The organism is Arcanobacterium bovis, from assembly GCF_004331995.1.
Lineage (GTDB): Bacteria > Actinomycetota > Actinomycetes > Actinomycetales > Actinomycetaceae > Arcanobacterium_A > Arcanobacterium_A bovis.
On record NZ_SJDT01000003.1, the window covers coordinates 102,151 to 114,905 of the forward strand.

At 51.6% G+C, this 12,755-nt stretch carries 12 protein-coding genes; 5 read left to right on the forward strand and 7 right to left on the reverse strand.

All coding sequences use genetic code 11. The annotated features are described in order from the left end of the window. Positions 1-237: 237 nt before the first annotated feature. The 5 genes from EZJ44_RS04265 to EZJ44_RS04285 all read left to right on the forward strand — a co-directional run bounded on the left by EZJ44_RS04265 (position 238) and on the right by EZJ44_RS04285 (position 8,296). The gene (locus EZJ44_RS04265) at positions 238-1,746 is read left to right on the forward strand and encodes a cytochrome ubiquinol oxidase subunit I (protein WP_131280566.1); all 1,509 of its coding nucleotides are present in this window, start codon (positions 238-240) and stop codon (positions 1,744-1,746) included. 16 nt (positions 1,747-1,762) lie between these two features. Further along, entirely contained in the window at positions 1,763-2,899 is a 1,137-nt protein-coding gene (gene cydB, locus EZJ44_RS04270; protein WP_131280568.1) for a cytochrome d ubiquinol oxidase subunit II, read from the forward strand. Positions 2,900-3,005: 106 nt separating this feature from the next. Further along, the gene (cydD, locus tag EZJ44_RS04275) at positions 3,006-4,856 is read left to right on the forward strand and encodes a thiol reductant ABC exporter subunit CydD (protein ID WP_131280570.1); all 1,851 of its coding nucleotides are present in this window, start codon (positions 3,006-3,008) and stop codon (positions 4,854-4,856) included. After that, on the forward strand, positions 4,856-6,649 hold the full coding sequence (cydC, locus tag EZJ44_RS04280; protein ID WP_131280572.1) for a thiol reductant ABC exporter subunit CydC: 1,794 nt from the start codon (positions 4,856-4,858) through the stop codon (positions 6,647-6,649). Before cydD ends, cydC begins: the two co-directional genes overlap by 1 nt. A gap of 6 nt (positions 6,650-6,655) precedes the next feature. Continuing rightward, positions 6,656-8,296: a GAF domain-containing sensor histidine kinase gene (locus EZJ44_RS04285; RefSeq protein WP_131280574.1), complete on the forward strand. Its 1,641-nt coding sequence runs from the start codon at positions 6,656-6,658 to the stop codon at positions 8,294-8,296. A gap of 3 nt (positions 8,297-8,299) precedes the next feature. Here EZJ44_RS04285 and EZJ44_RS04290 read toward each other — a convergent pair whose 3' ends face one another. The 7 genes from EZJ44_RS04290 to rsmD are packed head-to-tail and all read right to left on the reverse strand — an operon-like array spanning position 8,300 to position 12,755. Next, positions 8,300-8,923: a response regulator gene (locus EZJ44_RS04290; protein ID WP_131281047.1), complete on the reverse strand. Its 624-nt coding sequence runs from the start codon at positions 8,921-8,923 to the stop codon at positions 8,300-8,302. 42 nt (positions 8,924-8,965) lie between these two features. After that, positions 8,966-9,820 carry a bifunctional DNA-formamidopyrimidine glycosylase/DNA-(apurinic or apyrimidinic site) lyase gene (gene mutM / locus EZJ44_RS04295; protein ID WP_131280577.1) on the reverse strand — a complete coding sequence of 285 codons (855 nt, stop codon included), beginning with the start codon at positions 9,818-9,820 and terminating at the stop codon, positions 8,966-8,968. Beyond that, the gene (gene rnc, locus EZJ44_RS04300) at positions 9,813-10,517 is read right to left on the reverse strand and encodes a ribonuclease III (RefSeq protein WP_131280579.1); all 705 of its coding nucleotides are present in this window, start codon (positions 10,515-10,517) and stop codon (positions 9,813-9,815) included. Before rnc ends, mutM begins: the two co-directional genes overlap by 8 nt. After that, the gene (locus tag EZJ44_RS04305; protein ID WP_241658589.1) at positions 10,510-11,079 is read right to left on the reverse strand and encodes a YceD family protein; all 570 of its coding nucleotides are present in this window, start codon (positions 11,077-11,079) and stop codon (positions 10,510-10,512) included. The genes rnc and EZJ44_RS04305 overlap by 8 nt, the downstream gene beginning before the upstream one ends. A gap of 49 nt (positions 11,080-11,128) precedes the next feature. After that, on the reverse strand, positions 11,129-11,713 hold the full coding sequence (locus tag EZJ44_RS04310) for a hypothetical protein (RefSeq protein ID WP_131280581.1): 585 nt from the start codon (positions 11,711-11,713) through the stop codon (positions 11,129-11,131). Continuing rightward, a complete protein-coding gene (gene coaD, locus EZJ44_RS04315; protein ID WP_131280583.1) occupies positions 11,710-12,189 on the reverse strand; it encodes a pantetheine-phosphate adenylyltransferase in 480 nt (159 codons plus the stop codon). The genes EZJ44_RS04310 and coaD overlap by 4 nt, the downstream gene beginning before the upstream one ends. Beyond that, positions 12,186-12,755, reverse strand: coding sequence for a 16S rRNA (guanine(966)-N(2))-methyltransferase RsmD (gene rsmD, locus EZJ44_RS04320; protein WP_131280585.1), 570 nt, complete (start codon positions 12,753-12,755; stop codon positions 12,186-12,188). Before rsmD ends, coaD begins: the two co-directional genes overlap by 4 nt.

A 12,755-nucleotide genomic window follows, 5' to 3' on the forward strand; every position in this document is an offset into this window, starting at 1 on the left:
CCATGATTAAAGAAAGGTTAGCTAGACCTTATTAGGTTCATCACGGAAGCATTGTGCAACGCCCAAAGCCTTGGTCGGCACGAGCGGAACTGTGGTTGACCGATTCGGTGCATGCTACTCGTTGTAACTGTAAATATTCGTTGGTGAACTTCGGTTCTGTTCAGAATGTGCGTTCTCCAAAGAGTATGAACAGTTACAAATCGTCTGTCAGTTTAGGTCGCACGAAAGGTTAACAAGGTGGAAGCCCTCGACCTCGCACGGTGGCAGTTCGGTATCACAACGGTATATCACTTTATTTTGGTTCCGTTGACTATCGGACTTTCCCCACTCGTCGCTATCATGCAGACCAAATGGCTCAAGAGCGGAGACACTAAGTGGCTCAAGCTCTCCGAGTTCTTTGGAAAGATTCTGCTCATCAACTTTGCACTCGGTGTTGCTACCGGTATCGTCCAAGAATTCCAGTTTGGAATGAACTGGTCAGAGTACTCGCGCTATGTGGGAGACATCTTTGGTGCCCCACTAGCTTTTGAGGCTCTCCTGGCATTCTTCCTCGAATCAACCTTCCTAGGTGTTTGGATTTTCGGCCGTGGTCGCATTAGTCCAAAGGCACACACCCTGTCCATCTGGCTCTTCGCCATTGGAACTAACCTCTCGGCTATGTTCATTTTGGCAGCTAACTCGTTTATGCAAAATCCAGTTGGCGCTGTGTTCAACCCAGAAACTGGCCGTGCAGAACTCAACGGCGCTAAGGGCTTCATCGAAGTTATTTTCTCAACAACTTCGCTCTACGCTTTTGCACACACGATTACGGCATCGCTTCTCGTTGCGGGCTCGCTCATCGCAGGCGTGTCCATGTGGTGGCTCGTTCGCACTGCTAAGGCTGGAAATGTTGCCGAGGCTAATGAGTACTGGAAGCCGGCAGCCCGCTTTGGTTTTGTCACCATGCTTATTGCCAGCATCTTAGTAATTTCAACTGGTCACTTCATGGGTCAGCACATCTATCAAGTGCAACCTACGAAGATGATCGCTGCCATGGGAATTTCTGAATCAACTGAATCTGCGAAGCTCGGACTTCTCATGACGAGCACCGAGCTTAAAGAAGGTTCAGTGATTGAAGTGCCAATCCCTGGTCTTGAATCCTTCATGGTTACCAATCACTTCTCTGGACCAGAGTCCAAGTTGATTGGTGCAAAAGAAATTAACGAGAAGTACCAGAAGTTCTTTGCGAGTGATGGCACTTACTCCGCTGATCAGAACTATATGCCGAACCCATTCGTGGCATTCTATTCTTTCCGCATCATGATGGCTCTAGGCTTCGCCTCGGCAGTGTTGTCGATCCTCGGATTGTGGATCACCCGCAAGGATAAGCTCACCACCTCTGCTGGTTTAGCCAAGCTCTTTGTGTGGACGATGCCATTCCCATTCTTGGCTTCAACATTTGGTTGGATCCTCACAGAAATGGGTCGTCAGCCTTGGGTAGTGTACCCGAACTTTGAAGCTCAGCCGAACACGGCGCCGTCGCAGATGATTCGCCAGCTCACCGACTTTGGCGTGTCACAAAACGTGCTCCCAATCGAAGTTCTGCTCTCCATGGTCATCTTCACCTTGCTCTACGCAGCCTTGGGTGTTGTGTGGTTCATCTTGGTCAAGCGCTATGCGGTTGAGGGCATCAATACACATAAGGTAATCAACACCGACGTGATTGACGCTTCTGATCCGCACGCCAAACTGAGCTTCGTCTACTGAGGATAGGAAAAGAACAATGGAACTTTCTTTCTTGCAACTTATCTGGTTCATCCTCATCATCGTTCTCTGGATTGGCTACGTCACTCTGGAAGGATTCGGATTCGGTACCGGTATGCTTCTCAAAGTTCTCCCAAAGAACGATAAGGAACGCCGGCTCACACTTAACACAATCGGCCCGCACTGGGATGGAAACGAAGTATTCCTGCTCACGGCTGGCGGTGCTACTTTCGCAGCATTCCCCGAATGGTATGCCACGATGTTCTCCGGAATGTACATGGCACTCGTTCTCGTGCTCGTACTCCTCATCATTCGTATCTCAGCGATCGAATGGCGTGGAAAGGTAAATTCTGCCAAGTGGCGCAATGTCTGGGATAACCTCCACAGCGGATCAGCATGGCTCGTAACGTTCCTCTGGGGCGTGGCTTTCGCTAATCTCGTGCAGGGTATGGCAATTCAGGTTGGTCATTACAAGGCCGGTACCTTCGTACCAGCTGATCCAAACGGCATTGATTCTGCTCTTTCTTCGGGAGCAAAGCACTTCTTGACCGATGGCTTCTTCTCCTTGCTCACTCCATTCACCATTCTTGGTGGAGTGATGCTCGTGGCTCTGTACCTGACCCACGGCGCACTTTGGCTTGCACTCAAGACACGCGGAGACTACCGTCAGCGAGCACTTGACTTTGCAAAGAAGTCCTCACTGGTATCTACTGGTATCACTGCGGTTTGGGCGCTTTGGGGCAACTTTGCCTACTCGGTATCCCCGATGCTATCGCTCATTCCGCTCGCGCTTGCTGCCGTGCTGTTGATCGCCTCGGCACTCGTCACCTTGAAAGGTAACGAGAAGCTGGCATTCTTCTTGCATTTTGGAGCACTTGCCATGGCCGTTGTGTACATTTTCTCCACCTTCGGAGCAAATGCCCTCAAGTCCTCAATTAACGAGGCTTATAACCTCACTTTGGTACAGGCATCAGCTACTGCTCCAACACATACTGTGATGCTCGTAGCGGCAGTTGTGTTCGTGCCAATCGTGCTCGGCTACACGGTGTGGTCATATCTGAAGTTCTCGCAGCGGATGTCGGTTGACAACATCCCAGACGAGCACGCTGGTCTTGACCTCAAGAAGATCCGTGAATTTGAAAATGCACATGTCTGATTGAATTCATCCAACTAGGATTGTGGGGAGCAGCCCAAGATGGGTTGCTCCCCACAATTGTGAACTACCATTGTCATAGCAAAGCTATCCACGTGAGGAGACACCTGTGAGGCCATTTGACCCGCGGCTAATAAAATACGCCAAAGAAACGAGAAGTTATATTCTCTTTCTGGTGCTCGTCGGTTTCGTACAAACTCTCCTGATTGCCACACAAACTATTTTGCTGGCAGCAGCTTTGAGCCCAATTTTCTATGGCACGGGAACTATCACGGACACCGCATTTTATATCGCTTGGATCGGAATTATTTTCGCCATTCGTGCCGGTCTTGACTATCTACAAAGAGCCTACGGTCACCGCTCTGCTATTCGCGTGATCTCCTCCTTACGCACAGCTGTGCTTGATCACAGTGGCCAACTCGGCATCCGCTGGCTCTCAGAAGGAAACACTGCCCGAGTAGTCACACTTGCCACGCGCGGTCTCGATGATCTTGAAGCCTATTTCGTATCCTTCCTCCCCCAGCTATTCCTGTGCGTAACAACAATCCCGGTACTCATTGCGATAATTTTCTATCTCGATTGGCTATCTGCAATCGCCATCGTGCTGTGTATCCCACTCATTCCAATTTTTATGATCCTCATCGGCAAGCTCACCTCGAAATATTCGAGCCAGCGCCTAAAATCCATGCAAAAACTCGGCACACAGCTTCTGGATTTACTCGCCGGTTTGTCAACGCTCAAAGCACTTGGACGAGAAAAAGGACCTCGCCAGCGCGTAAAGATGCTCGGTGAGGCTTTCGCCGAAAAAACTATGCAAACGCTCTACGTGGCTTTTCTATCAGGTGCCGCGCTCGAATTTTTGGACACCCTCTCCACCGCGATCGTTGCAGTCGAGATAGGATTCCGCATGGTGGGCGGCAACGTGCTGCTCTTCACCGGCCTTGTAGTAATTATGCTCACCCCAGAAGTATTCAAACCGCTGCGGGAAGTTGGCACCCAGTTCCACGCCTCAGCTGACGGCATCGCTGCTGCTGAACAGGCATTTACCATTCTCGAAGAAGATTTAGCACCGGCGGAACGTACAACCCAGTGCCCTGATCTTAGCAGTAGTCAAATTTCGTTTGGTGATCTCGGCATCTATGCTCCGGGCAGAGCTACGGTGGCACCTGCGCATCTCGATGCGGTGATTGAGCCTGGATCTATTACCATCTTGCGAGGAGCGTCCGGAGCAGGAAAAACAACTGCTGTGCATGCCCTGCTTGGCATGATTAGTCCTGACGAAGGAGAGATCACTGTCAACTCGGTGCCTTTGAGCCGTATCGATCTTTCGTCGTTATGGGAGCAAATTACGTGGGTACCACAGCGACCTGTGCTCGTACCAGGTACGATCCTTGAAAATCTCGACGCCGAATCACTCACTTCGCGTCCATCACTCACCTCATCGTCGAGTTCCACCGTCCCTTCCAATGCCTCCAAGCCCATCAATTCATCGACTTCCTCCGATACTAGAAAGCTCGAAAACGCCGCCCAACAAACTGGTTTCATCGACGTCGTTCGCTCGCTTCCCGATGGGTGGAACACCGTGATCGGACAGGGCGGAGTGGGTCTCTCGGTAGGACAACGTCAGCGCTTGGCGCTCACCCGAGCTTTGCTGAACGAAACGCCGCTTGTGATTCTCGACGAGCCCTCCGCGCACCTTGATGCCACAAGTGAAGAATATGTGCGTCATGTGATCGAAAGTCTAAAAGCACAAGGAAAAACCGTACTCGTAATCGCACACCGCGCAGGTCTCACCAAAATCGCCGATTCAGTCATCGAAGTTCAGAGTGCCAGCCGAAATATCGATGCGACACTAGCCTTGGAGCTGCAAGAACAACGCGACACCTCCGTCTATGCTCAAGCAGTGCGAAAAATCGATTACGCGCTCCCGCAAGCCTGGGAAAATGAGGGGCAGAACTGATGCAATCACTATCCAAAGGAAACAAAGCCATTACCGAGGCCGAACGCCAAGCCCTCAAAGATGCCCTCAAACTGCTTGATATCGACAAAAAACGCTTTGCGCTCTCTACACTTTTCGGCACCGGCGCCGTTGGTTCAGGAATCGGGCTCGGAGCCGTATCGGCTTGGCTTATTGCGCGCGCAGCCCAACTTCCTCCAGTACTCGATCTCTCAGTGGCTGCCACCGGCGTACGCGCATTCGGCGTTGGGAAAGCAATATTTCGCTATGTTGAGCGTATTTCTTCGCATTGGATTGCACTCAACGGTATGGCACGTATCCGCACCGAAGTTTATTCACAGCTCGCCAATTCACCAACCGATGTCGTCACTTCAATCAGGCGTGGTGACCTTCTCGCACGCACTGGAACGGACGTCGACGAGCTAGGAAATGTGGTAGTAAAATCTTTACTTCCTGCAGCTGTTGCAGTGTTCACCAGTATCATCGCAGTTGCGATCGTGGCCTCATTATCGCCGCTCATCGGCGTGATTCTGGCCTTAATGCTCCTTGCCGACGGTGTGATCGCTCCGTTACTTTCCATGCGTGGAGCTCGGCAAGCTGAAATCGATCAGATTCAAAATCGTGCACGTCTCAATGCCTCAGCACTGACGATGCTCGAATCCGCTGCTGAGCTGCGCGTGAACGGAAAACTTGCCGATGCCAAACGCACACAGCAGTCCATCGAAGCCGATATTCAAAAGAATCGTGATGCATCAGCTAAGCCACAGGCTTTAGCTGGAATTATCGGAATTCTTGCGATGGGGATTTCTATCGTAAGTGCACTTGTTATAGGCACTATACAAGTACAACAAGGCGCGCTTTCAACCATTAACCTCGTGGTTTGCACTCTCACTCCCCTTGCGGCCTTTGAAGCCACTCAGAAGCTCTCGGATGCAGGAATTCAGCTGGTGCGATCAGCTCAAGCTGCACTTCGCGTGATGGAACTCCTCAACCGAGCACACACCAACGTTGATGCAACTAAACGCAACGCAACGACGTCATACACGTCGTCGAACGCTGGCAGCCTCGCCGCCCAAGACCTTATCGTCGGTTGGCAAGATGGCGCAGATATTGCTGGCCCTATATCACTTGAGCTGCATGCAGGAAAGTCTATTGCAATCGTGGGAGCCTCAGGGATTGGCAAATCTACCTTGCTTTATACTTTGGCGGGAATGCTCACTCCCCATGCAGGGACTGTTACGTTGGATGGTCAGCCTGTTCACGAGATTGCGCGCGAAGATATTTCACGCCACCTCATTCTCACCGCTGAGGATGCCCATATCTTCGAGACTTCCGTGCTCGAAAATATTCGCGTGGCGAGAGCTGATGTGGATGAGCAAGAAGCGATCGCTTTGCTGAAAAGAGCAGGTCTAGCACAATGGCTGGCAGACCTTCCTGACGGCGTTCACACCGTCGTCGGTACCGATGCACAGACGATCTCTGGTGGAGAACGACGCCGGTTGCTTCTGGCGCGTGCGCTCGCTTCTGGCGCCCAGTTCTTGTTACTTGACGAGCCTGGCGAACATCTCGATGCCGATACTGCCGACGCGCTCATCCATGATTTACTTCAAACCAGCAAAACTGAAAATAGCACAGGAATCGTACTCGTCACGCACCGACTCAGCGCCCTCAATAGTGCTGATGAAGTGATCTTATTAGGTAATTCCCCAGCACAGATTATCGCCCGTGGCACACACGAAGAATTGCTCAATACCATTGATACTTATCGGTGGTCTGTTGAGCAGGAAGAGGAGTGATCCCCTATGACTCATTGTTCGATATCAGATGTTTTACTGAAAGCTCTTGAACTCACCGGAAAGCTGGATCGACGCTCGGCACTTCAGTATTTTGTCGATACCGCCCGCGAGCTTACCGGCGCACGGTATTCCGCGTTGGGCGTGCTTGATTCACATGGCGAGACAGTAGAATTTTTCCAATCCGGCTTTCCTGATACCTTAGTTGGATCAATCGGCCAGCCACCACGCGGGCACGGGTTATTCGCCGATATTCCTGCACACGGCTACCTAAAAATCAACGATCTTGTCCAGTACTTGCACCTTTCTGGCTACCCAGACGGGCATCCGCGTATGCGGAATTTTCTTGGCGTCATTGTTCCTGTCAACGAGCAGATTTGGGGTCGGCTCTATTTGGCCGATAAGGAATCCGGTTTCACTGATGAAGACGGAAAAAATATGGAGCTATTTGCCCAAGCTGCCGCCATTGCTGTGAAAAACTCGCGGCTCTATGCTGAATCCCAAAACCGAGCCAGATGGCTTGCTTCCTCGCAAAACATTGTTTCTTCGCTTCTAGAAGGTTCCGACGAAGAAGAGGCTCTCCAGGTTATCGCTGAGCAAATGCGAATTGCAGCTAAAGCAGATAATGCACTTATGATTCTTCCCTCTATCCAAGACACATGGGTGTGCGAAATCGTGGCAGGTGAAGGAGCTAGTGATTTCCTCGGCGTAAACTTCCCTCGCTCAGGTCGAGCTCAAACTGTCATTCGCGAGCAGGCAGGCGTGGTTATTGATTCGATGCAACGCCTTTCAGTAGTACGAGTAGAACAATTGCGGCGTTTTGGTGCGGCCCTATACGCACCGCTCGTGTCGAAAGGTATCGGACTCGGCGTCATTATTCTGTTGCGCAAACCAGGGCAAAGCGAATTTGATCTCCACGATCTTTCCATGGCTGAAAATGTGGCCAAGCAGGCTGCTATCGCGCTTGAACTTGCAGATGCCCGCCACTCCAAAGAGCTCGCGGCAGAGCTTGACGAGCGAGCACGCATTTCGCGCGATCTGCATGATCTTGCGATTCAACAGCTCTTTGCCTCGGGCATGCATATTACCGCTGTAAAAGAGGATCTCGGCGAAAAGGTTGATTCGCCAGAAATCTCCCAAGCCCTCGATAATGCCATCTGGGCAATTGATGAATCTGTATCGCAGATCCGTAAGATCGTGCAGTCTCTACGCGACGATTCTTCGCCAGCGGCACTCGTGGATCGTCTCCAACACGAAACTTCGGTAGCCTTGCAGTCCCTTGGTTTTGCCCCATCGTTGCTCATCACTTGGCATGGGGAGACGATTGACGAAGATTTCGATGTCACACGCATCGATAACGCAGTCGGCTCAGATGTTTCGGACGACGTCGTGGCGGTAGTTCGCGAAGGCTTGAGTAACGTGGCGCGACATGCGCATGCCTCGTCGGTGTCAGTCGAGGTAAGCGTCACCGCCGATGTGATCCAGGTTTGTGTGATTGACGACGGCGTGGGGCTCGCGCCATCGCTCTCGCGCCGCTCTGGTCTTTCCAATTTGGCGGCTCGAGCGCGACGTCATCATGGAGATTTTGAAATCGGACCTGATCCGGAAACAGGCAAACTCAAGATGTGCTGGCAAGCGTCCTTGAGGTAGAAATCAATTTGCCTGATTACGCCATCCTGCTGCACGCTGACCTGCCACCCAAGCAGCCACCTGCGTGCGGCGTTGCATACCCATCTTGGCCAACAACGACGTGATGTGGTTCTTCACTGTTTTCTCTGCTACGCCAAGCTTTTCGCCGATTTCACGGTTGGAGAGTCCATCACCGATGAGGTCGAGAACCTTGCGCTCCGAAGGAGTCAATTCAGCCGTTGGATCGTCATGGTCCGCACGACGGCGCGTCACAGTGCGCTCATCAAGGAGAACTCGACCGTTAGCAACCGCTCGAATCACTTCGGTGATCTCTGCACCGCGCACTGATTTGAGCAGGTAGGCTTTTGCTCCTGCTTCCAAAGATTCTGACAGCGCGTCGTCGTCGTCAAAAGAGGTGAGCACGATGCAACGAGTGCTCGGAGAACGCTCGCTGAGCTGCTCGATAATATCGATGCCCGTGCCATCTGGGAGACGAAGATCAACAAGTGCAACCTCAGGATTCATCAGTTCTGCACGGCGCACAGCTTCAGCAACCGTTCCTGCCTCTGCAATAACTTTCAATCCTTCTGCACGATCAACCACTTCAGCGATACCGCGACGCACAACTTCGTGATCGTCGATAATCATCACATTGACTACGCCATTTTCTTCAGTCACAGATTTTCCTAACTATGGTCGAGTTTGACACTTTGGGCAAGAATACGATGATCTTCCCATAAACTTTTCTCTGATTAAAATTTTGCCACACCTTGGGCAAGCATGCCCATCTCGACCATAAACATTCAGCGATCGGGAAAAATATCCCGACGATCCATTCACATTCACATAAAGAGAGTCAAAAGAAGTGCCACCCACTTCAACGGCACGGTTCATTAATTGCGCGCCGGCGTCAAAAACCTCACGGATCTTGTCAATTGGCAAATCGCATGCTGGTAATGCTCCATGTACGCTCGCCAAAAATAGTGCTTCATCAGCGTAAATATTCCCAACCCCTGAGGCAAAACTCTGATCGAGAAGTAGAGTTTTTATACCAACCTTCTTGAGGCGGGCGCGGGCAGCCAAAGCGGAAAAATCACAATTAGGATCAAGGAGATCACGCCCTATATGAGTAGCCGAGATAGGGATTTCCTTACGCTCGCTTCCAAAACCACCAGTGTATCCGTCAGAAGTAGGCGCAAATTCATCGTCTCTGAGATAACCGAACGTACGCTGATCAACGAAATCGAGTGCCGATCCGTCGTCGAAATGGAATGTGGCACGTCGATGCTTAAAATCTCCACCGCCGATACGAAATTGGCCCGACATTCCCAAATGAGCCACTAAGCAACGTTCGCCCAAATCGAACCACAAGAATTTTCCACGCCGCACTACAGCCGTCACCTGACTTCCTGTCAAATGAGCGAGGCCTTGTGGGGAATGACGAATCACCCGTGTACCAAAAGTCTCGATACTCAAAATCCGTTTGCCGAGCACATGAGGCTCAAGACCACGGCGAATCGTCTCGACTTCCGGCAATTCAGGCATGACCGAGCGGTTCTCCGCCGTCAAGTACGAAGTAGGCGTTTTGGCAGGCAGCGAGCTTAGCATTTTTTTGCGACGTCGCTTCTCCACTTCCCCACAAATTCTCACCAAAATACACGAAGGCGGTGTATTCGCGGGCGTGGTCAGGGCCGCGTCCTTCCATGCGGTATGAAATTTCCTCACGGATACCCATGGCACGCGCTTTTTCTTCGACGGCGGTGCGCCAGTCCAAAGCAGGTCCCATCTTCGTGGCATCTGCGATCTTTGGGTTAATATGCCGTTCGACGATCTCACGCGTCACATCGATGCCGTGATCGAGATAAGTGGCTGCGATCAGCGCCTCGACCGTATCAGACAAAATCGAGTCTTTATTGCGACCACCGCTGCGCTCTTCGCCAATTCCAAGTCGCACATAGTCACCCACTCCGAGCTCACGGGCTACCTCAGCCAAAGCTCGTTCTGAAACAGCGGCAGATTTTATTTTCGACATATCCCCTTCGGTGGAATCGTCGAAATCCTGAAAAATCCGATCCGCGGCATAAAAACCGAGCACTGAATCGCCGAGAAATTCGAGGCGCTCATTGTGCAAAGACTCGTGTTCAAAAGCCCAGGAGCGGTGCGTCAGAGCTAGCTCTAACAAGTCAGGAGCAATATCGACGCCCCATTTGGCAAGTAGCGGAGAACGATCTTTTTTATGCATTATTTTCTTTTACTTCGAGTTCAGCGGCGAGCGTAGCAAGGCCGTCAAAGCGTGGGTCAAGAAACTCATGGGCGTGATCAGCAGGCAAGTCATTCCAGCGTTCACCACATTCTTGACACAATCCATCACAATCAGGCTCACACAAGGGAGTAAAAGGCATGCTGAGCACTAGAGCATCGCGCAAGATTGGCTCTAAATCTATATGATCGTCTTCAATAAGTGGAAGATCATGAGCTTCCTCATCGCCTTCATCTTCCAAGGCCTTTGCACTTTCAGGATAAAACACCAGTTCAGCAACAGACTCTCGAACGTCGTCGTGCAAATCAATAAGGCACCGCGAGCAACGCCCCTGTAGCTGCGCATCAACGCTACCTTGCACGAGCACGCCTTCTTGCACCGATTGGAAAGACAAATCAGCTCGCAACTCGCTACCTGGAATTACTTCCATGAGCTCAATACCAAAATCTTGTGGCGTCTCAAAGACGTAGTCATGATGCCGAATCGACCCCTCTTGACGAGGTAAATCCACTATCGACACCACAAAAGGAGATCGTAGATCCACGGTAGCGCCCCTTTCTCAATAATCGTATTGTGCCTAAATCGTATTGTGCCTATTCGTTTTCGAAATCGCCATCCTCGTCGTAGGCATCGCGAGCAGCGTCGTCGTCCCGGCGATCAGCAATCAAGCCACGTCCAGCCGCGATCTGATGCTGAATCGTATCGAGATTATTCTGGATCGTCACGAGCTCCTGAGCGAGATTCTCCAATGCCGCATCGGAATACTCATCGGCGCCACGCTTAACGCGATCCGCCTTAGATTTCGCCTCATCAAGAATACGCGCCGACTGCGATTTTGCCGCAATCGTAATCGCATCTTGTGACACAAGACGCGAAGCCTGCTCACGTGCTTCAGCCAAAATCTGATCGGCTTCCACATTAGCCTGTGCCACAATCTCTTCAGCACGCTCGCGCGCCTCATCTGAGACTGCAGCAGCATCTTGAAGCACCGAGTCAGCTGCAACGATCTGCGAAGGCACAATATCCCGAGCAGTGCTGAGAAGATCCAAGATTTCACTGCGATTGACGAGCACAGAAGCCGAAAGTGGCATAGCTTTCGCGTTTTCGACTAGGCCAGTGATCTCCTCCAAGATCTCCAGCAGTGACGCTCCCGTTTCATCGATATTATGTGAGGTCATTGTGATTCCACTTTCTTCTTGAGTGCTAAAGCAACATTGTGCGGAACGAGATCCGCAATCGGTCCACCATGCGAGGCAATATCCTTAACGAACGACGACGCGACGTGCCCTAGCGCAGGATCTCCCATGATAAAGATCGTTTCGATACCCGACAAATGCCGGTTGAGCAAAGACATTGCCTGTTCAGCATCGTAATCTGCCGCGCCACGCAGACCTTTAACTATCGCCGCCGCGCCACGTTCAGCTGCAAAATCAGCGATGAGACCATCGACGAATTCAACGCTCACTCCGGGAATATCGCTCACCGCACCTTGCGCCAAACTCAAGCGTTCGTCGTCGGAAAAAAAGTACTTCTTATGGGCATTGCGCGCAACAGCCACAATCACTTCGTCGAACATTCCTCGGGCGCGTCGAACCACGTCAACGTGCCCCGACGTGATGGGATCAAAAGATCCTGGACAAACAGCTATGGTCATATTTCTATGTTATGCCCTATTTCTGAACGAATCGCACTCCACACTCTGGTGTCGCCCCATTTGCGATCATCGTCCAATTCATATCCGGCGGGCCACAGCGGCTCTGGTGACTTCTTGTCGCGTTCGACGACGAGCATGCCGTCGTCCGCGAGATGCATCACTGCCAGGCCTAACACCAGGGAGAGATCGTCTTCGGAGAGCGCATAGGGCGGATCAATGAGAATGAGATCAAACGTTGGGATACCTTGGCTTGCAAGATAAGTTTCCGCTTTTTGATTGTGAACCTCTACGTCAAGTCCAGTAAGACGCGCATTTTCCACAATCACTTTCGCTGCCGAACTGGCTGCTTCCACGCAGACGACGCGTTGAGCACCTCGCGAGCGAGCCTCAAGTCCGAGCGCACCTGAGCCTGCATAAAGGTCAAGAACAGCACAATCACGAATATATCCGAAGTGCTCGAGCCGCGAGAACAGCGCTTCACGCACCCGCTCAGAGGTAGGGCGAGTTCCGCTTTTTGGCACACGCAAGTTACGCCCTCCTGCAGTACCAGACACAATGCGAGTCAT